This is a genomic window from Shewanella sp. Isolate11 (assembly GCF_022398315.1).
Classification (GTDB): domain Bacteria; phylum Pseudomonadota; class Gammaproteobacteria; order Enterobacterales; family Shewanellaceae; genus Shewanella.
In genome coordinates, this window is record NZ_JAKEVF010000003.1 from 65,692 (window position 1) to 85,739 (window position 20,048).

Annotated in this window: 24 protein-coding genes and 1 tRNA gene; 7 read left to right on the top strand and 18 right to left on the bottom strand. The window is 44.1% G+C overall.

Annotated features, from left to right (window positions below; all coding sequences use genetic code 11):
• Positions 1-10: 10 nt before the first annotated feature.
• From L1D21_RS09415 to L1D21_RS09460, 10 genes are all read right to left on the bottom strand, one after another.
• Positions 11-1,102 carry a flagellar basal body P-ring protein FlgI gene (locus tag L1D21_RS09415; protein ID WP_239845001.1) on the bottom strand — a complete coding sequence of 364 codons (1,092 nt, stop codon included), beginning with the start codon at positions 1,100-1,102 and terminating at the stop codon, positions 11-13.
• Entirely contained in the window at positions 1,102-1,776 is a 675-nt protein-coding gene (flgH, locus tag L1D21_RS09420; RefSeq protein ID WP_239845002.1) for a flagellar basal body L-ring protein FlgH, read from the bottom strand. The genes L1D21_RS09415 and flgH overlap by 1 nt, the downstream gene beginning before the upstream one ends.
• Positions 1,777-1,784: 8 nt before the next feature.
• The gene (gene flgG, locus L1D21_RS09425) at positions 1,785-2,573 is read right to left on the bottom strand and encodes a flagellar basal-body rod protein FlgG (protein WP_239845003.1); all 789 of its coding nucleotides are present in this window, start codon (positions 2,571-2,573) and stop codon (positions 1,785-1,787) included.
• A gap of 10 nt (positions 2,574-2,583) precedes the next feature.
• The gene (gene flgF / locus L1D21_RS09430) at positions 2,584-3,327 is read right to left on the bottom strand and encodes a flagellar basal-body rod protein FlgF (protein WP_239845004.1); all 744 of its coding nucleotides are present in this window, start codon (positions 3,325-3,327) and stop codon (positions 2,584-2,586) included.
• A gap of 200 nt (positions 3,328-3,527) precedes the next feature.
• Positions 3,528-4,889 (bottom strand): flagellar hook protein FlgE, encoded by a 1,362-nt coding sequence (gene flgE / locus L1D21_RS09435; RefSeq protein ID WP_239845005.1) that lies wholly within the window; start codon positions 4,887-4,889, stop codon positions 3,528-3,530.
• A gap of 60 nt (positions 4,890-4,949) precedes the next feature.
• A complete protein-coding gene (gene flgD, locus L1D21_RS09440; protein ID WP_239845006.1) occupies positions 4,950-5,726 on the bottom strand; it encodes a flagellar hook assembly protein FlgD in 777 nt (258 codons plus the stop codon).
• Positions 5,727-5,736: 10 nt separating this feature from the next.
• On the bottom strand, positions 5,737-6,156 hold the full coding sequence (flgC, locus tag L1D21_RS09445; protein ID WP_239845007.1) for a flagellar basal body rod protein FlgC: 420 nt from the start codon (positions 6,154-6,156) through the stop codon (positions 5,737-5,739).
• Positions 6,157-6,158: 2 nt separating this feature from the next.
• A complete protein-coding gene (flgB, locus tag L1D21_RS09450; protein ID WP_239845008.1) occupies positions 6,159-6,557 on the bottom strand; it encodes a flagellar basal body rod protein FlgB in 399 nt (132 codons plus the stop codon).
• 154 nt (positions 6,558-6,711) lie between these two features.
• On the bottom strand, positions 6,712-7,545 hold the full coding sequence (locus tag L1D21_RS09455; RefSeq protein ID WP_239845009.1) for a protein-glutamate O-methyltransferase CheR: 834 nt from the start codon (positions 7,543-7,545) through the stop codon (positions 6,712-6,714).
• 349 nt (positions 7,546-7,894) lie between these two features.
• Complete coding sequence (locus L1D21_RS09460; RefSeq protein WP_239845010.1) at positions 7,895-8,815, bottom strand: chemotaxis protein CheV; 921 nt, start codon at positions 8,813-8,815, stop codon at positions 7,895-7,897.
• 230 nt (positions 8,816-9,045) lie between these two features.
• On the opposite strand from L1D21_RS09460, the gene flgA reads away from it, so the two are divergent.
• The 3 genes from flgA (at position 9,046) to L1D21_RS09475 (ending at position 10,626) form a co-directional block, all read left to right on the top strand.
• Positions 9,046-9,753: a flagellar basal body P-ring formation chaperone FlgA gene (gene flgA / locus L1D21_RS09465; RefSeq protein WP_239845011.1), complete on the top strand. Its 708-nt coding sequence runs from the start codon at positions 9,046-9,048 to the stop codon at positions 9,751-9,753.
• A gap of 117 nt (positions 9,754-9,870) precedes the next feature.
• Positions 9,871-10,194 carry a flagellar biosynthesis anti-sigma factor FlgM gene (flgM, locus tag L1D21_RS09470; RefSeq protein ID WP_239845012.1) on the top strand — a complete coding sequence of 108 codons (324 nt, stop codon included), beginning with the start codon at positions 9,871-9,873 and terminating at the stop codon, positions 10,192-10,194.
• A 6-nt stretch (positions 10,195-10,200) separates the two neighbouring features.
• Entirely contained in the window at positions 10,201-10,626 is a 426-nt protein-coding gene (locus L1D21_RS09475; RefSeq protein ID WP_239845013.1) for a flagellar protein FlgN, read from the top strand.
• 107 nt (positions 10,627-10,733) lie between these two features.
• Here L1D21_RS09475 and L1D21_RS09480 read toward each other — a convergent pair whose 3' ends face one another.
• The gene (locus L1D21_RS09480; RefSeq protein ID WP_239845014.1) at positions 10,734-11,189 is read right to left on the bottom strand and encodes an LPP20 family lipoprotein; all 456 of its coding nucleotides are present in this window, start codon (positions 11,187-11,189) and stop codon (positions 10,734-10,736) included.
• The gene (locus tag L1D21_RS09485; protein ID WP_239845015.1) at positions 11,186-11,809 is read right to left on the bottom strand and encodes a FlgO family outer membrane protein; all 624 of its coding nucleotides are present in this window, start codon (positions 11,807-11,809) and stop codon (positions 11,186-11,188) included. The genes L1D21_RS09480 and L1D21_RS09485 overlap by 4 nt, the downstream gene beginning before the upstream one ends.
• A 355-nt stretch (positions 11,810-12,164) precedes the next feature.
• Here L1D21_RS09485 and L1D21_RS09490 point away from each other — a divergent pair, with 355 nt between their 5' ends.
• Together L1D21_RS09490 and L1D21_RS09495 are read left to right on the top strand one after the other, a co-directional pair.
• Positions 12,165-13,322, top strand: a complete 1,158-nt coding sequence (locus L1D21_RS09490) for a flagellar assembly protein FlgT (RefSeq protein ID WP_239845016.1) — start codon at positions 12,165-12,167, stop codon at positions 13,320-13,322.
• A 150-nt stretch (positions 13,323-13,472) separates the two neighbouring features.
• Positions 13,473-13,548 (top strand) — tRNA-Arg (locus tag L1D21_RS09495).
• 397 nt (positions 13,549-13,945) lie between these two features.
• Here the strand turns inward: L1D21_RS09495 and L1D21_RS09500 are convergent.
• From L1D21_RS09500 to L1D21_RS09520, 5 genes are all read right to left on the bottom strand, one after another.
• Positions 13,946-14,782, bottom strand: a complete 837-nt coding sequence (locus L1D21_RS09500; protein ID WP_239845017.1) for a helix-turn-helix domain-containing protein — start codon at positions 14,780-14,782, stop codon at positions 13,946-13,948.
• A gap of 81 nt (positions 14,783-14,863) precedes the next feature.
• Positions 14,864-15,265, bottom strand: a complete 402-nt coding sequence (locus tag L1D21_RS09505) for a hypothetical protein (RefSeq protein WP_239845018.1) — start codon at positions 15,263-15,265, stop codon at positions 14,864-14,866.
• Between the two features lie 30 nt (positions 15,266-15,295).
• Positions 15,296-15,502 (bottom strand): helix-turn-helix domain-containing protein, encoded by a 207-nt coding sequence (locus tag L1D21_RS09510; RefSeq protein ID WP_239845019.1) that lies wholly within the window; start codon positions 15,500-15,502, stop codon positions 15,296-15,298.
• A gap of 90 nt (positions 15,503-15,592) precedes the next feature.
• Positions 15,593-16,264, bottom strand: coding sequence for a hypothetical protein (locus tag L1D21_RS09515; RefSeq protein WP_239845020.1), 672 nt, complete (start codon positions 16,262-16,264; stop codon positions 15,593-15,595).
• Positions 16,265-17,551, bottom strand: coding sequence for a site-specific integrase (locus tag L1D21_RS09520; RefSeq protein ID WP_239845021.1), 1,287 nt, complete (start codon positions 17,549-17,551; stop codon positions 16,265-16,267). It abuts the gene before it with no gap.
• 350 nt (positions 17,552-17,901) lie between these two features.
• On the opposite strand from L1D21_RS09520, the gene L1D21_RS09525 reads away from it, so the two are divergent.
• Together L1D21_RS09525 and L1D21_RS09530 are read left to right on the top strand one after the other, a co-directional pair.
• Positions 17,902-18,381 (top strand): DUF2947 domain-containing protein, encoded by a 480-nt coding sequence (locus L1D21_RS09525; protein ID WP_239845022.1) that lies wholly within the window; start codon positions 17,902-17,904, stop codon positions 18,379-18,381.
• A 44-nt stretch (positions 18,382-18,425) separates the two neighbouring features.
• Positions 18,426-18,986: a chalcone isomerase family protein gene (locus L1D21_RS09530; RefSeq protein ID WP_239845023.1), complete on the top strand. Its 561-nt coding sequence runs from the start codon at positions 18,426-18,428 to the stop codon at positions 18,984-18,986.
• A gap of 107 nt (positions 18,987-19,093) precedes the next feature.
• Here L1D21_RS09530 and L1D21_RS09535 read toward each other — a convergent pair whose 3' ends face one another.
• The gene (locus tag L1D21_RS09535) at positions 19,094-20,035 is read right to left on the bottom strand and encodes a DUF6268 family outer membrane beta-barrel protein (RefSeq protein ID WP_239845024.1); all 942 of its coding nucleotides are present in this window, start codon (positions 20,033-20,035) and stop codon (positions 19,094-19,096) included.
• Positions 20,036-20,048: the final 13 nt, after the last annotated feature.

Sequence of the window (20,048 nt, forward strand, 5' to 3'; positions counted from 1 at the left end):
TCGACAAAAATTAGATGATGATAAGCTCACCATGCAAAGCACCTGCCACTTTTAGTGCTTCTAAGATTGCCAGCACATCTGACGGCGCTGCGCCCACTAGATTAACGGCTCTCACCAGTTCATCCAATGTGGTACCTGGGTTAAACAGGAACATGCGATTATCGTTCTCTTCGACGCCAATCGTGCTGTTACTCGTCACCACTGTATCGCCACCAGATAAAGGGTTTGGCTGAGATACTTGGGTGGCTTCGGCAATCGTGACGGTTAGGCCGCCATGAGTCACCGCTGCCGGTAACAGGCGTACATCTTTACCAACGACTATAGTGCCGGTACGAGAATTGACGATAACCTTAGCCGATTCGTCGGCAGGCTCTACTTCGATATTTTCCAGCGTCGCAAGAAAAGACACTCGCTGGTTGACGTCACGCGGCGCACTCACCTGAACAGAAGCCGCATCAAGCGCTCTAGCCATGCCAGGACCCAATAGATCATTAATCGCATCGGCAAGACGTTTGGCAGTAGAAAAATCGGCGCGTCGTAAGTTAAATGTTAAGTGGTCACCGGTTGAAAATGGCGTAATAACAGTACGTTCTACGATAGCGCCATTTGGAATGCGGCCGACTGTTGGGGTGTTTTGCATCACCTTAGAACCGTCAAGCCCTTCGGCGCTGAAACCACTGACCACCATGCTGCCTTGAGCAATCGCGTACACATTTCCGTCGACCCCTTTAAGAAAGGTCTGTAGCAAGGTGCCTCCACGTAGACTCTTGGCCTCACCTAAACTCGACACAGTGACATCCAAGTTTTGTCCTGGCTTGATAAACGCGGGCATCTTGGCACTAACGGCAACTACGGCCACGTTTTTAATCTTAGGTCTGAAGTTATCCGGCAAATTAATGCCGAAGTTTTTCAGCATGGTCTTGAAGGTTTGCTCGGTATAACGGGTTTTCTCACCCGTGCCAGGCAGACCTACCACCAAACCATATCCGATTAATTGGTTGTCTCGTACGCCTTGTACATTGGCAATATCTTTGATGCGCTGAGCATGACTAACCGCTGAAAACAGCATTAATGCGCAGGCAAATAGGAGTTTAATCTTCATCAGAACGGCCACCAATCACTCATGAAAAACTGCCCTAACCAACCCACTTTTTGCGACTCGGCGAAGGTTCCGGTACCACTGTATTGAATACGAGCATTGGCAACCCGTTGTGAATCAATGGTGTTGTCAGGACGAATGTCTTGCGAGCGTACAATCCCAGTAACACGCACAAACTCATCACCATTGTTAATGGTGATCCACTTCTCGCCCCTAATCACTAAGTTGCCGTTGGCCAGCACTTGCATCACGTTGGCAGAGATACTGCCTGACAAGCTATTGCTTTGATCCGCATCCGACTCACGTTTGGTGTTCATATCATCCGAATAACGTAAATCGATGGGGTTGCCTTTGATGGTGACATTGCCGCCACCGGCGTAGATGGGATCGAGCGATACCGACGAGCCTTTTTTGATCTCGTTATTGGCACTCTTTTTAGCTTGAGTAGACTCTTGCAAGATCACCGTAATGATGTCGCCAACCTTGAGCGCCTTAATGTCGGAATATAAGCCCGATGCCTGACTATCCTGATACATAGAGCCCGTAGCAGCCACTTTGGTTGGCGGCGCTTCAGGGTAAACAGGAGCATAGTAAGGATCGTCGGCAATCGGTTTATTGTTAGTGGAACTGCAACCACACAATATTATCGAGGCCGCCAAAAACAAATACTTAGTCATGGGAATGCCTACAAATTCTGGTTCACATAGGAGAGCATTTGATCCACCGCAGAAATCACTTTTGAGTTCATTTCATAAATGCGTTGGCTTTCAATCAAGTTAACTAACTCTTCAGTCACGTTAACGTTTGAAGTTTCAAGTGCGCCTTGGCGAATCGCTCCCATACCATCCAGCGAAGCGGTTCCCTGAATGGGAGTACCACTGGCTCCGGTTTCGGTATAGAGATTTTGGCCCATAGGGTCGAGTCCGCTCGGATTAATAAAGTCAGTCATGGTGAGCTGACCCACCACTTGGTTTTCCGCAGCGCCAGGAGTTTTTACCGATACTTCACCTTCTGAAGACACTGTAATACTGGTGGCATCTTCAGGAATGGTGATCGCAGGCTGTAATACATAGCCCGAGCCTGGCGTCACAATTTGTCCGGTGTCATCAAGGGTAAACTGACCATTGCGGGTATAGGCCGCGGTACCGTCTGGAAGCTGAACTTCGAAAAAGCCCGGACCTTCTATCATGAGATCCAACGAGTTATCTGTGGTCAACATGTTACCTTGGGTAAACATCTTCTGCGTGGCCACCACTTTGGTACCCGCCCCAATGTTTAAACCATTAGGCAACTTGGTATTTTGTGAACTCACACCACCAGCCTGATTGACAGTTTGATAAAGCAAATCTTCAAACACGGCGCGGCTTTTCTTGTAACCAACGGTGCTCGCATTTGCCACATTGTTAGAAATAACCGAGATATCTGTTTGCTGGGCATCAAGGCCTGTCTTACTGATCCATAACGCGGGATGCATAAACTCTCTCCTAACTAATGCGCATTAATGACGAAGAGGATTGATCCATCTCTTCGGCGGTTTTCATCATTTTGACTTGCATTTCAAACTGACGTTGTAAATCGATTAACGACACCATCTCACTGACAGCATTAACATTGCTGCCTTCAACAGCGCCACTTTGTACAAAAACATTGGCATCGGCGGGAGCGATGGCGCCAGTCATTTGACGAAACAGACCATCTTCTCCACGCATAAGGTTTTGGTTACCAGGATTAACCAACTTGATGCGTCCGACCTCTTCAATCACTTCAGCGGTAGCACCTTGAGGACGAACCGAAATCACGCCATCTTGTGCGATTTCTACTTTCTCAATTGGGAGAGGTAACACGATTGGACCTGCATCGCCCATCACAGGATTACCGCGGTCATTGAGCAACAAGCCGTTGTCATCGAATCTAAGACTGCCGGAGCGGGTATAAGCTTCACTACCATCGGCAGCTTGAACCGCAATCCAACCATCGCCTTTTACTGCGATATCCAGATCGCGCCCTGTGGTTTTGATTGGGCCGCTAGCAAAATTTGCCGATGGGCTTTCTGTCATGGAAAACACCCGTGTTGGCAAGCCTTCACCAAAGGCTTGCATCGAGCGTGCCTGCTCTAAATCTGACTTAAAACCATCGGTATTAGCATTGGCAAGATTGTTCGCTCGTACTGCTAGCGAATTCATATTCTGCTTAGCACCACTCATGGCGACGTAGAGTAATTTGTCCACCTGCTGCTCCGTCAATGTTTCAACTAAAACTGTCTAATAACACTACAAAGCAATCATCGTGCCAATAGAAGAAGCATCAAGGTAAGATTAATAATCAAGCAGATAGGAGAGTCAAAAGGAAGGAAATAACAGTGACAACATTAAAGCGGAAGAGTGTTGCCGCTGCGGCAACACTCTTAAAATTGCACAGATAATCGCAATTAGCGGATCTGTAATACCGTTTGCTGTAGGGTATTGTTGATCTCTAACGTACGAGAGTTCGCTTGGAAATTACGCTGCGCCGAAATCAAGTCCACCAGCTCGGTCGTTAAGTCCACATTCGACTGCTCTAAGGCTGAAGAGCGAATGCTACCGAAAGTACCGCTGTTAGCTTCACCCGCGAGTGCTTGGCCGGATTCGAGACTCGCTTGCCATGACGTGTTGCCCACTTGACTTAAGCCTTGTTCATTTGAGAAACGCGCTAGCGCAACACGAGCTAATGGCACCGTTGAACCATTGCTGTAACTGGCGCTAATCAGACCATCTTCACCCACTTCAACGTTAGTTAGACGACCGACTGTGGTACCGTCTTGTGACAGCTCGGTCACTTCAAACGCCGATGAATATTGGGTTGGATTGTTAAAGTTAAGGTTTAGTGCTTGAGTACCGTCAGTACCCGCACCTAAAACATTAGCACCCGCAACACCTAACTGCTCAGTGGTAATAATTGCTGGGTCACTCCCCGTATAAGCACCCGTATCGTTAAAGGTCAGAACTGAGCCTCTCCAACCACCGGCTGTAGCTGCTGTACCTGTTGTATCGGCGATGCCGTCACCAGTGGTGTCACGCCCATAGGAACCAGCAGCACCGGCTAAATCTACTTGCTGTCCATCCACTGCATAGAAGGCAACCCAGTTGCTTTCACCGGTATAAGCTCCCTGTTCTGGTCGTACAAAATAGGTCGTCAGAATGTGTGGCTCACCTAATGAGTCATACATGGTCACTGAAGTAGAGTTATTAAAAGTGGTTGGATCGTTCGGATCAAACGCGGCAGGATCTAATGTTTCTTCACCGGCATTGAGGTTCATTTGAATACCAATGCTGTTGGTTTTTTGTGGGCTACCTGCAGTGTCTGGGATCTTAACTGGCTGTGTTGTCGTTAAGCTCACAGAGGTCGAGTTACCGTTACTGTCCACGGGGAAAGTTTGTAAATAGTTACCTGCCGAGTTAACCAAGTAACTGTCGGCATTGACTTTGAACGCACCAGCACGAGTGTAAGACATATCTTTTGAGCCAAGCTCAGAAGAGGTAACAAAGAAACCGCCACCATTAATGGCCATATCTAGCGCATTATTCGTGGCTAGGTGACTACCTTGCTTAAATTGCTGGGCAACTTGAGCCGTAGAAACACCACCACCGACAGTGGTTTTGCCATTTGAAAAAATTGAGCTGGCATACACATCAGCAAATTCAGCGCGTGACTCTTTAAAGCCTGTGGTATTCACGTTAGCTATGTTATTGGCTGTAGTGTTAAGATCTTTTTGAGCTGCTGAAATACCACTCAATGCAATGTTAAATGACATAAATCACCTCTGTTAAATATTAAATTGGTATCGGACCTTATGCCCTAAATCACGCTTAAATTATGTTTCTGACACAGCCAACACATCACCTAACATGATGCCGCCTATGCCTCGTAGATTCAAAATCGCACCTGAGCTCGCCGTTCCTAGCGATACGCTGGTCACATGAGCGTAAGTCGATACGGTTAAGTCTTGGCTTTCGCCACTAACACGACCGCTGGCTTTAATTGCATAAATGCCGCTTTCAACCGGATTGCCCTCGCTGTCGAGTCCATCCCATTCCACATCAATATTGCCGCCTGCGCTGCCATCGACTTTGAAGGTTTTAATGAGCTGACCACTTTCGTCTTCGACTCGCACCGTAATGCTATCGATAGCCTCTGGCGTGCTGATCACCCCTCTTAGGGTTGGATCTTCAGCAGATATATGACCTGAGCCTGAAGGAATTAAAACCTTCTGCCCAACTAAACCCGATGCCTGTAATGCCTGACTAGAAGTCATCACCGCATTGAGATTGACGATTTCATCGTTGAGCTTGCCAATACCATCGACGGTTGAGAACGAAGCCATCTGCGCGATCATCTGATCGTTATCTACAGGCTTAAACGGATCTTGCATCGACAACTGTTGGCTCAATAAAGAGAAAAAGTCTTCTTGAGTCAGTTGCTGATTATTTTCTTTAGTCGTAGTCGTGGCAGTATCTGTAGCGCGTAAGCTGTCTAAAAATGTACTTGTCGTCGAGGTTTGCGTCGTTGAAGACTGCTGGCTCACCGATTTTTGACTGGTAGTCTGTGTGCTTAATGGCGACTGACTACTTAAAGGGTTAATGAGACTCACGACTCACCTCCTAAGAATTGCCAATACGTAACGTTTGTTGCAGCATCGACTTGGCCGCGTCAGCTACTTGTACGTTCATTTGGTATGAACGTGATGCCGAGATCATATTGGCCATCTCTTCCATCACATTGACATTGGGTTTGTATATAAAGCCATCGGCATCCGCAAGAGGATGATCAGGCGAGTACTCTTTCTGCAACGGCTTGTCGCTTTCGACAATCCCAGCCACCTTAACCCCTTGAGAGCTTTGTTGCTGCTGACTGGCTTTTGCCATTTCAGCTTCAAATACAGGATGGCGAGCACGATAAGTTTGGTCGACACTGCTGGCAACCGAGTCGGCATTAGCAATGTTACTCGCCGTCGTATTAAGGCGAACCGACTGAGCTGACATGCCTGAACCGGCAACATTAAAGATATTAAATAGGCTCATTATTAACTTCCTCTCAGTGCTTTTTTCAAGCCAGAAAATTTACTGTCGAGGAAACCTAGCGACATCTGATATTCCAGTGCATTTTGCATAAATTCTGACTGCTCCTGCTGAATATCCACAGTGTTTCCATCACCAGTATCTGGCTGGTTAGGCACTCTGTAGCTCACGTGCTCTTGAGTTAAGGCTTTTAAATCGAAGTGTTTTTCATTGCTTCTACGCATCTCTAAACCACCTTGCTGAGTGCGTGCCGCTTGCAAGGCTTTATCAAAATCAAGATCTTTGGCTTTATAGTGTGGCGTATCGGCGTTGGCGATATTAGACGAGATCACTTCGGCGCGTGCCGCGCGGATCCCTAAGGTATACTGATGTACCCCTAATGCCTTATCAAAATTTATCGCCATAAAATTGCCTCCAATTACAGATGCAAATTACAAAGCAATAGTTATGCCAAAAACTAAACAGCAAAGAATTAGCGGCAAAAAAGAAGTGAGCAATAAAAATGCCAGCGTAAAAGCTGGCACAGTTTATTGGCGACAAAACCCCAACAGCTGGGCTTTAGGTGCGTTTTTGGTAGTAGATCCCTGGATTGCAGCGCACCATATCAAATTCATCCGTAAGACCTGAAATCGATTCAGAGGCTCCTAGGAACAAAATGCCCTTAGGATTTAATGCGGCAGCAAATTGCCGCAATATTTTCGCCTTTGCCTCAGGGGAAAAATAGATCAGCACATTGCGGCAGAAGATGATGTCAAACCGACCCAGCAAGGTATAACTTTCCAGCAGATTATGGGCTCTAAAGTTTACCAGCTGTTTGACATTGGTCTTAATTTGCATCGAATTACCGGTTGTCGGTTCAAAAAACTGACGCTTACGCTCAGGCGATAGCCCTCGCCCTAAGGCTAAACTGTCATATTCGCCGCGCTTACAACGCTCAAGCATCGAGGGAGACAGATCGGTAGCAAGAATACTCGCGCTCCCCGGTAAGGCACCTGGTCGGCGTTGTTGATACTCAAGAATCGTCATGGCTAACGAATAAGGTTCTTGCCCAGACGAGCAGGCCGCTGACCAAATTTTCAATGGCCGTCCTAAACGGGTGTATTCGGGTAATAACCGAGTGCCGAGTAATTCAAAAGGATAGTTATCACGAAACCATAAGGTTTCATTGGTGGTCATGGCATCGATGACTTCCGCTCGTAATTGACGCTCGGTGGGTTTCATCGATTGCTTTACCACCTCAGATAATGAGGGCAAATTGTATTTCCCCATTAAAGGGGCAAGCCGACTGCGTACCAAATATTGCTTATTGTCACCTAACACAATACCGCTGTGTTGCTCTAAAAAGAGTCTAAATTGGTTGTACTCAGCTTCGGCAAGTGATTTATTTGGCAACTCGAGATCCCAATATCAATTAAATAAAATAAGGCAGCATTGACTATAGCAAGCCATAGTGAATTCGACCTTAAACATTGGTAATAACCAACTCTATAAACCTAATCGGCCTAGATAATTAAAGCTAGGCCTAAACCTCATTTACTTGATTAAATAACTCAAAGCTAATACCAATCGCAGTAATTACCTGATCATTCTTGCTCGTTAAAACCGCCGATAACCGTGTTGTAAACTTTGTTATTAGAATAACTAGTTACTGCAATTTACGCCTTGTTATCGACAATTTTTCCTGCGCCCTTTTCTGTTACAAACGGGCTGATCACTAATTGACTTTGATTGGTATAAAATACTACAAGCTCAAGTGTTTATTGACCGCAGCGGCCAGTTCATCAGGATTAAACTTAGCAATAAAATCGTTGGCTCCGACTTTCTGCACCATGGCCTGATTAAACACGCCACTTAAAGAAGTATGTAGCACCACTTTAATGTGTTTCAGTTTAGGATTATCGCGGATCTCAGCGGTTAAGGTATAACCATCCATTTCAGGCATTTCGATATCTGAAATCACCAAAGGAATTTCATCGGCGACATTATCCATCTCTGCTGCAATATTTTGCAACTTTTCTAACGCCTCACGACCATCTTTAGCAGTATCTATCTGCAAATTAAGTGACTCAAGCGCGCGAATAATCTGCTTCCGCGCCACGGTTGAATCATCAATCACCATAATATGATAGTGGCGATCTCTGTCGATAGTCAGTTTTGCATCCACCTCTTGGCTGATTTGCGCCTTAATGGGTGAGATCTCATCAAGGATCTTCTCAACGTCTAAGATCTCAACTAGCTCATCTTCGACCTCGGTTACCGCAGTCAAATAAGAGTAGCGCCCAGCCCCTTGTGGCGGCGGCATGATCGCTTCCCAGTTCATGTTGATAATGCGCTCAACCGACTTAACCAAGAACCCCTGCACACTGCGGTTATACTCAGAAATAATCACAAAGCTATTACTGATATCTTCAATTGGACGCCCACCGGTTGCCGCGCTCAAGTCGATAACCGAAATAGTTTGCCCTCGAATATGGGCAACCCCCCGTACATACGGGTTTAACTTGGGCAAGCTGGTTAAAGGTGGACATTGCAGGACTTCTTTAACCTTAAAAACGTTGATGCCAAAGCGCTGCCGCCCATTGAGCTTAAACAATAGTAGCTCTAAGCGGTTTTGCCCCACGAGCTGGGTTCTTTTATTAACTGATTCAAGAATACGCGACATAATGCCTTGCCCTGTTGTCGTGTGAATGCCTAATTTTCACTAAAAGTGTGGATAGGCATACTAATTGCTTTGGTTGATTATTGGCTAATCGAGTCCTGTTTTTGTCAATTTAATGACTGCTTATGTGATTAAATGATGGCCCAAAATGGCCAAAATAATTAACTACCGACTTAAAACCCTGACTTATCAATCTAAAGGTATCGCTCGGCTGCTATGTTAGCCCCAATAATATGAACAAACTTATTTGGTCTTTTTTAATCACTTTGCTCTGTTTCCCCCACGCTTGGGCGAAAGAAATACCAGAGACTCCCTCTTTATCGGCCATTTCTGATTTAGCTATAGCGGCAATCCAACAAAAATTAGCGATAACGAATAATGCCAAGGTGGTAATCAGCCCGCAAAGCTTAGATACTCGCCTCTCGCCTCCGAGGTGCAACACTCCACCTACGGCAGAAATTGCCAGCGACAGAGAAATAGGCCGCAACAATACCGTTAAAATAAGTTGCAACTCTCCCGATCTACCCTACCCTTGGCAAATCTACATCTCGGTGCGAGTCGATATTCTTTATCCGGTTGTAATAGCCATACAAACATTAGGCCCAGGGGATCTTATTGCCGAAGATCAAATCAAACTCGAATTTGTTGAGCAAACTAGCCTACGAGGGCAACAATTTGATCAAACCGAGCAAGTCATTGGCACTAGGGTTAAACGGCGTATCGCCGCCAACCAGCCCATCTATAATGGCAATTTGTGTTTTGTATGTAAGGGCGATATGGTGTCGATTTATGCTCGCTCAGACAATGTGCAAATAAAAACTGTCGGCGAAGCCTTAAGAGATGGTAATTTGGGTGATAGAATACAGATCAAAAATAGCAATTCACAAAAAATCATCGAAGCCAATGTGATAGGTATAGGCGAAGTCGAAGTTAGAATGTAACTGCAGCTTGAACAGAAACACTAAAACCGTAAATTTTTGTGAAAAATAGACTAAAGCTTTAATGCAAGATGCCGATACACAAGTATATCGATCTCATTTAAAAACGTTGGATTCGACATGGCTATAGATATTAAACAAGTAAATTCAGGCATTAATAGCAGATCTGCATCACTTTCTAATGGAAAGTCAGCGGCAGCGAAAACCGCTACCGACTCAGTAGAATCTGCCGCCCAAACAGTGAAAAAAGATTCGGTTTCTATTACATCTGCAGCACAACAGTTGCAAAATGTACAAGCAAAACTGAACGACATTCCAGAAATCGACCTTAAAAAAGTCGAAGAAATTAAAACGGCTATTGCTGAAGGTCGCTATAAAGTCGACCCTGAAAAGCTAGCCAGCAACATAGCTCAGTTCGAGAGTGAGCTAAAGGATCTTAATTAAGCCTTTATGACACCGATAACCGATATCATCGCCAAGCAGTATGAGTTATTAACTCAATTAAAAACGGTCATCGAAGCGGAGAAAGCCGCTTTAATCGATCAAGATGCCGATCGACTTCTTGCTCTAGCCAACGAGAAGTCGCAGTTATTAAATGAGATCATATCTGGCGATGAAGGCTTATCGAATCATCCAGACAAAGCCCTACTAACTAGCCAAGCCGACTTAATCTCTCAAGTCGACGACAGCAAACAACTTCTCGAGCAATGCAAGCAACTTAACGCCCTCAATACCAGCCTAATTGAACACAGCATGGCCAGTATCAGTCGTTTCTCACAGGCATTACAAGTGAGCCGCAACGCCTCCAGCCTCACCTATGATGGCAAGGGTCGCACCTCAACGATTTCAAGCTTAGGCAGTAACTTAAAGGTTTAAAGTTAACGGCTTAACTCTACCCATCGCCAGTTTTACCCATAAGAAAGCCTCGAATATCGAGGCTTTTTTATTGCGTGGTTCCCTTTGAAGATGATCTCAAGCAGAACTTAAAAATAGGTTACTTGCTTGACTTTCTGTGGTCTATATTGCTGCTGATACAGAGCCCACACTTGAGCAAAGTCCAGTTCTAATTCAGTGACATAATGCTCACCTGCAGGATAGCTCTTCACTACTTTAGCACCACGAATTACCCCTGATACAGAGGCTTGAATATTGTCATCGGTGAGCATCCACTCTTTCACTTGACTCGAAGCATTAAGCTGCTGACCATAAACTTGTTCGGCTAACTCACGATAGGCGGCAATTTTTGAAGCCTGCATCGCCATCAATACTCGTTGAGATTGCTCTTTCGCTGGCTGAGTCTGCAACGGTGCATAACCTATTGCCGTTAATTTGGGGAAGGTTTCCGGCGCTTCGCTTTCCCACTGCACATATCTATCATGCGTAGCACAGCCAGTTAACAATACGGTCATGGCTAACATCAAAGGCTTGATAAGCTTCATTGCATCTCTCCTACCAACTGGATCACATCTTGTCCCTCGTCTTGATATCGATAAAGCAGCCCCTGTTTCGATACCACTTTATCAGAGGCATACAGGTAACCCGGCAGCTCAGTGCGATCGATACTCATTGAAGCCACAGAAGCCACACGGTTATCACTAATATTGACGATACGGCTATTCACCACCAAAGCATCTGCCGAACGGCTCATAGTCGAGACCAACACATAGGAAACGGACAATTCAGCTGGTAATTGTTTCCAGTCACGGCTTAACAAGAAGTCTCCCTGGTCAGTGACTTTGACTCTCTCGGCAACATTAACGTCTAGCAGATTAAACTGGTGATCGTGCATAGCCGCGATTAAACCTTGCTGTATTTGCAGGCCCAATTCATTGGTCGTCGATAAGCTATCTAAAAATACCGGTGTTGCAACAAGCAGCGGCTGCTTAGCGATTTGCTGAGCATTCTGTCTCACCAATTCATTGGCTAGCTGCTTAGTTAAATTAATTACTGCCGAATCGGTCGGCAACTTATTGCCGCTCGCTAATACGGGTTGCTCAGCCTGATTGTTGGCACAACCACTGAGCGCTAACAGTGCTGACAGAAAAATCGCTCCACGCATGGCTAAATTCCATTAATTATTGAATGACTAATAAGAGGCAAAATGGACCCATTTCACCCCGCATCCATGGCTATAAAAAATAACAGCATTCAAAACCCTTATATCTACGGCCCATCTGAGACTAATTAAGTTCTTAGACTATACGGACAGTTAGCCAACTCATTTAACGGCGGTGACTCATAGATATAACGACAACTTAATTGGTTATCGGCATCACTTGCCTAAGCTTTAACACAAACTGGGATTCAATAATCAGGCATAGTTATTGCTTAGTCTAAGCATCAGTCATGCCTTTGGCGCATAAGTTCAGTAGACAATAAGCAAAAGATAAACATCTTTTGATAGAGAATTAGTCATGAAATCACTCAAGATAGTCATGTTACTTGCAGCATGTTGCCATTTTAATGCTGCTGCGCAGTGGGTCGAAGCCAGTGGTGAAGCCAAAATCCTCAATGGCAATGTCACCCAGGCCAGAGAAGCGGCTATCGAACAAGCCTTGAGTTATGTCACCTTGCGCAGTGGGGGCGAGTTCAGCAGTGAACAGCAAATCCAAAATGGTCAGCTAATAAAAAACCAATTCTCTATGATGAACCACTCTCAAGTGGGTCAAGTCGAATTACTGAATGAACAGGTGAAAAACCAAGTTATCACAGTCAACTTACGGGTCGATGTACTACAAAACAACCAGTCACAATGCTCGACTGATAATCTAAAAGCCGCGGTATTGGTTCCGCAAGCACAGATGCGAGACAGGGCACAATTAAGATATGGGCATCTAGGTAATTTTCCGCAAGCACTGTCTCAACATCTAGGTGATATCATGGCTAAGCAGAGCAAAGCCAGCTATCCCAATTTACATGCAGACGAACGTTTAGATATACCCAACTCACTCAACGACATTCGCGGCTACCGCTTACCTAGCTGGCTCAACGAAATCACCGACAGTCAATATATCCTCATTCCTGACATCATGGATATCTCAACCGATCCAGCAGATAGCAGCCTTCTGGGTTTGTGGAGTGATGCGCCTCAACGACAATTTCAACTCAGATTATCGCTTTATCATGGCATCAGCGGTGAACGAGTATGGAGCAAAGATTACAACTCACCTGCCGAATGGGAATTTGAAAAGCAGGAAACCGTTGCAGCAAACAGTAACCGTTTCTGGCAATCGACCTACGGCCTAAATATTCAATCTGTACTAGGTCAAGCCAGTATCGAAATAGATAAAATGCTCAGCTGTCGGCCTCTACTCGGGCAGATCATCTCCAAGCAACAGGATCGAGTGATCATTAACCTTGGTCGCAATAATGGCATACAAGTCGGTGATGAATTCCAAATTGTATTACAGCAGAACTTACCTGACCGACTGAATAACATGCGTGCCGTCGCCATAAAAAGTCGAGCTAACATAGTCATAGATCAGGTGACTCAGGAAACGGCCACAGCGAAACTCAGCGGTGAAAATGCGGCTATAAACATTCAAATTAACGATCTGGCAATTAAGCAATAGGTCGAGGGTCGAGGGTCGAGGGTCGAGGGTCGAGGGTCGAGGGTCGAGGGTCGAGGGTCGAGGGTCGGCAATGCTGGAAATCGAGTACTTATTAAGCAACTAAATCCGAAAACTTTTCATCGAGTCTAAAACCAGTATAATCAGCAGCGTCTCCCTATAGCTCAACAGGATAGAGCAGTCGCCTCCTAAGCGATCGATCGGGGTTCGAGTCCCTGTGGGGAGACCATAAAGATTAAAACCTATCAAATATCAACAACTTATAACCTCATCTAAATAATTAGCCACCTATTAACCACCTTGGCTAAAATTAGAAAGTTTCATGTGATCGACCTAAAAACCTTTCGCGTATTTGTCGCAAAACTCGAACACTCCCTAAACCTTGACGTTTGTCAGTACATAGGTTTTTTCGGACTAAATTAATAAAAAACGTGTTAAGCCTAGGGGTTTTACAGGTTGAATACATTATGATTTTATTGGGGTTACATTGGGGTTTTATTAGTGTTTTATTAGTGTTTTATTAGTGTTTTATTAGTGTTTTATTAGGCTTACATTAGGGTTTTAATACTAAATAACTAACCTGAGCATTAACGCTACAACGAGGTGGGGTATTGGGGAAATTTAGTTTATAAGTTTTCAACTAGGCACTTTACCTCATAGCTACTCCAATTATCTGCATCACCTTCACAGCTTAGAATTCCGTCTTTGGCTAGATCATCCATTTCTGAGCACATTAACCAGCTCAGGTTAACAGGCTTCAAACGCTGCTCTATATTTCTTTCAGTGTAACGACCGTCAAGGAAAGCTATCAATTCACGTTTGCTATCAATGGATAGCATTGTGTCTGAATTCAATATATTGCCTATGATCGTCGTATTGGGTTTTTCAGGTATGTTGACGTTAGTTACTAATTTTGCCCATTTGCTTGCAACCTCATAAATCCAAAAAGCTTCGTGATTAGCATCTATACCAAGATCTTCAGAAATTAGACCTTTCAAATGATTCATGTAAAAAATATCAGCATCATTTTCAAATGATGTTGTAGTTAAAACTTTACTATAAGAAGCTTTGCTATCAACTTCATTATTGTGTGACTCTGGTGTCACCCCTGCCATGACATCTATGTCACCCCTAGGCATGACATCTATGTCACCCCTTAAGATTGCCAAAGTGTTTTTGGTAGGTAGTAAATTTCTACTTGTTCCGCTACTTGATTTTGACAACTTCACTTTAAGCCACCCACACAGAGCAAGCTTACTAATGTATCTCTGTATTTGCCGAGTATTTTTTCCTAGTGCCTTAGCTAAATAAGCATTAGAAGCGTGGAATTCTTTTTCTGCTTTATAGAAAGAAATTGCTTTGCAGACAATCCATGCATGATTTAAATCTAATCCGTTTTTAATTACAGCTTGTTCTATTGACTCAGGCAGCCATGAACCTTTTGCGGTTTTACTTTCAGTCATCGAAGGTATACTCTTGAAAGTGGTTAACGATTTGCCGCCAAGCTAAAGTCGTTAACCACACACTAATGAAAGGGGTTTAAGTTAAGGCTTAGGCTCCTTTTGTTTTTCAGGGTCATAAACTGGATCATTGGCTGCCAACTCGCCTAATCGGTTAACCACCCAAGTTTCGCCCCTCCATTTGATAGCCTTGATTAATTCCCGATCAAGCCTTAGGGTTTTCTTTGCGTAATAGCGTGACCGTTCATCCTCGATTTGCTCATCCCTACAATGACGATAACGCTCAATTTCACTTGCAGGCATAAACCACACCGTATCATTTGCAGACTGGTCGCACTCCCAAGGAATGAATGACTTTCTTAGCTCATCCATCACCCTGCTTTGTTGCTCCCCATTCGTTAAAAAATTGATTTGTGCCGCAGTTAGGCGTTCCCCATTCAAAAGACGGGCTAAAACGATAGACGTGCCATAGCTTCGTTTGCTCATAATCTTTCCTCTTATGTTGATTTGCCGCGATTAGGCGGTTTGGGTTTGAGTGCGTGACGCAATGAATGCGTCCAAGTCAGATTGACGATAGAACACTCGTCTACCGACTTTTACAAAGGGAATGGCATAGCGTCCAGCAGAACGCCAAACATCCAATGTTTCGGGCTTTACGCCCAAATAATTGGCTGCATCTTGATTGCTCAAACGATCATGTAAGAATGAAGTTATTTGGTTCATGAAATTGCTCCTATCAACGTTTTTAATTAACGTTAGAACAATATCGTATAGACTAGATTGATGCATGGCATAACAAATATAAGCCATTATTTATGCATTTTTATTGGCTTCATCTTGCCACATTTGTATTAGCACCTCAGCGACGAGTGCTTTGTGCTTGGGTGAGTTTCGATAACTAGAAATTGCGTTAATAAAATCGAGTTGCCCATCATCATAATAAGGCTCTTCAAGTCCTTCAAAATAAATTTTTTCAAAGCTTTTTACTGCATGAGGAATGCCGCCTCTAGTCGGACGAATATACCTTCCCTTAGTTAATTTCCCTTTGTTCGTTATAGCCTCAATAATTTCCTCATCTGTTTTATTATGATATTTCATCGCCCAAATAAAACCATGCTCAACTATTGTCGTTTTAGCCTTTTCTCCTTTTTTCCTTTTCTTTAGCGATTCAAACGGGTCTTTACCATCACATATTTCCCTTACCACTTGTGCGACCTCAAGGCAAAGTTCCTTATCAATGGCGATAACATCATCACTTGTCGACCTCTGATTTTCTACAGCTGAAAGCCAAGTAAGGAGTACAAAATTTAGTTTACGGTGTGCCTCTGACCTTTCTTTAGTCATTGGCAAACTATTCTTTTTCCTTTTATCTAAATCGAGTATGCGTTGTCTTATAAAAGATTTTTCAGCTTCATCAGAAGCAAAATCCAAAATACTCCCATCTTTTTTCTTAATACCTATTCTAATTTCACGATCTTCATCCATTTAAAGCCCTCCTAGCAGTTCTTTTCGTTGTTCTGGTGTAAGAGCCTTCAATTGCTCTTTTAGAGCGTCTACGGTTGATATTGGCTCATTCCTGATATGCTCAAGCCCTGCACGAACCTGAGATAAATCATGGTGCGCGTATGTGCGCTGGGTAATTGCTATTGAGCTATGCCCAAGGGCTTTTTGAATGATTGCTAACTCAATACCAGCTCTCGCCATTCTGGTAGCGGTAGAGCGCCTTAAATCGTGAAAGGTTAGCCGCTGGGCTTTGTCATCGGAATAAAGCCCTGCACGTTTAGTTACACGCCTCCAAAACGAGCCTTGTCCCGTTTTCTCGACTACATGACCTAGCTTGCTGCGCTTATTGGGGAAAACAAACTTCTCGCCTTTTTCAGCCTCTCTGCTTCGCCTTGTGAGTATTTCCATTGCGGACGGTATCAATGGAACCACCAGCCCTTTTTTAGATTTAGCTTTGCTTGCAGGTATAGCCCAAATGCTTTGCTGTGGGTCTATCTCTTCCCAGCACATCGACAACACACAGTTTTTTCGCTGTCCAGTCATCAAAGCAATTAACACAATATCTTTGTATATTTGCGGTTCATCATCGAGCGCAGTTAAAAGCCTAGCTTCTTCGTCTTGGGTTAATACTCGTTCTCTTGGTTGTTCGGCAAACTTTTTGGCTACTGCAAAATGATTGTCATCTAGCAAGCCCTCACGCTTAGCAAAATTAAATACACTTTTGATTTGTGATAGTGCTTTGTTGCTGGTGGCTGCACTCTTGGAGGTTTTCAGGTTAGCAATGATTTTTCTAGCATCATCATTGGTTAGCTCACGAACATCTTTATTTTTGAATAGTGGGTTTGTATGGAGGTTAAAAATTGATTCGGCATCGGCTAGTGATTTGGGTCTGCGCTCACCCGCTTTTATTCGGACTAAAAAATCAGCCCTGTAGGTAGCAAAGAGATCAGCATAGTAAAAGCCATTTAAACGCCTTTCTTTTTGTGCTTTCTTCTGTGCGTTCGGGTCAATACCTTGGCGCAATAGCTCAAGGTTTTCTAATGCGGCTTTACGGGCTTGCTCAACAGTCATCGAACTAAACGAGCCAAGCTTGATTGTCAGCTTTCTGCCTTGGTGTTTTTTGATTAACTTAAAAAATTGACCACCTTTTAAAGTGGTTTCAAAGTGCAATTCTTTGATTTCTGAATCACTACACCGTTGCGCCAGCCCTTTATTTACAAGGGATTGCAGCTTTATTTTAGTAAATTTAAACCGTTCCACTTTAACCACCTATTAACCACCTATAGACCACCTGAGAGGTAAATATAGGGCTATTTTTGTATAGATTTATTAAGGTGAGCTTATCACTAAAACAAGCTTAAAGTCTTGCTGTATATAGGTTTATCAACATTTGTTAAGGTAGGTCTATTAGTTAGACTTATCCCCTGTGGGGAGACCAGTTATTCTATTCATCCTTTCACCATCAGGCATATCCTTGATATGCATTTCCCTACAACCTCTGATAAGTCACAACGTCAATATTGGATAAACAACGGGATTAAACGTTACGGTTTCCTTTGTCTTGCCGCTATCCGTATAATAGCGGGCAAATGATTCAACGTTCCCAATAGCGAGGCCCTGTGGCACACACTTATATTCCATTTGAGCAGTACAAACGTAAATGGATCTTTAACCATAAAGATCTACCTGTTAGCGATGATGATAAGGCGCACATTAAACCTTTAGATCAAAAATCATCGATGGAAGTTTGGAATAAGTGGATCAGCAACAAAAGCAGTCGTGCGGAGCAATTTGCTAAGGGAGACTGGGCTGCCAAAGGTGATGCTTGGGTTGCAACTGACCATTGGCAAGCGGCTTGGGATAGTGAAGCCCCTGAACTACCTGAACTCATAGAGAATCATATCGATTGGCAAGACGACGCACTGGTCTATTTTTGCTATGAGAAATATCAAGTGATTGAAACTCGATGGGATGTGTTCACTCGTAACTGGAAATGTTTCCTGTTTTTCGATGACGGCCCATTGCTAATCTCTCCCAAAAAGAAACAGGCAATATTTTTCCATCAGAGTGGCCAATACCAAATTGGCCATCGTGGTTAAGTTAAACAACTAAATCCAAATACCTATAATAACAAAGAGGTTTTATGAAGCTCCTCAAAACAGCTACCCTACTAAGCGGATTATTGCTTGCTACACAAGTATGCGCAAAAACAGTCGCAGATGTTGAAGTTGCCGATAGCATCAAACTGGGTGATCAAACGTTGCAACTCAATGGCGCCGGCGTGCGTAGCAAATTCTTTATGGATCTCTATGTTGGTAGCTTATATACCCTAAGCCCAACATCACAAGCCAGTGCAGTCATTGATGCACCTATTGCGGTTATTCGTCTTAATATCACGTCTGGGCTTATCACCTCAGATAAAATGCATGATGCCATTGTTGAAGGCTTTGAAGATGCTACCGACGACAATCTAGCGCCAATTCAAGCTGAAATTGATGACTTTATGGCATTATTTAGTGACGAAATCGTCAAGGGCGATCAATTTACCTTAGAAGCGAAACAAGGAGTGGGCGTCACCGCTTATAAAAATGGTCAAGCACAAGCAACTATTCAAGGTGAAACCTTTAGACAGGCATTGCTTAATATCTGGTTAGGGCAACAACCGGCTCAGAAAAGTCTCAAACGCGATATGCTAGGCGAATAATTAAGCTGGTCCCCAATAGCGATAGCACGTTAAAGCAACAAACAACAAAAAGGCCAAGTTATCTCAACTTGGCCTTTTCTATTAAGAAGTGACTTAGTACGAAAAACTTAGAAGGTATATTTGGCTGATACGCCTAAGGCAAGCTGATTATCTACATCTTCAGTCGTTTTCGGGTCGCTAAGCTCCAGCTCGCCATTGAAGTAATAGCCTAAATAACCGCTGACGGTCAATGCAGGCGTTGCAGTCCACCCAGCGCGCAAGAAGCTTACGATCTCCTTGATCTCCATGGTGGTATCATCGTCTCTGACCAAAAATCGCTGCGTTCGCATTGCTGTGCCGGCACCTAACTCAATGTCCTTAGTCAATTTATAACTAATTTCAACACCACCTGGGCCACTAAAACCTGCGGCAAATGGATTCCCTAGACGCCATTTATCATTGATTTGCCAATTCACCATCACAAAAGGCAAGGTTCGCACTTCATTGATATCATTTAGATAAGCCAAACCAAAGCCAAAACTACTGCCATCACTCAAACGCAACATCCCCGTACCGAGTAGGCCATAACTTTGTGCATTAGACGCCGAAGTTCCTTCTGCGTAAGCGTACTGCATTGTGGGCGCCACCATAAACATCCAGTGCTTATTCATCACATAGCTTACGGCAACATTGGCCTTATAACGCTCTACTGAAGACCAATCAGAAACATTTGCTAATACAACACCACGATTCCCCCAATCAAAGTCCAATTTGTCATAACCTGCGCCTACACTAACAGCCCAGCGAGAACTGATAGGAAAAGTGGTATTGAGATCAAACTGCAAGGTATCTTGCTGAAGATGCAGCGGTGTATTATCGATATCACCTTCACCTGTGGTTATGTAAGTCAAACTAAGGCTTGTTGGAAAGTGACGAGATGGCACAGGCTTACTCTCGCCTGGCGCTTGTTCTGTCGCTTGTGGTTCGGCTGCCTGTACGCTCGACATCACAACACACGCACTTAACAGTAAGGAAAAACTCATCGCGCTAGGTTTAACAAATGAATTCATTGGGGCTCCAATT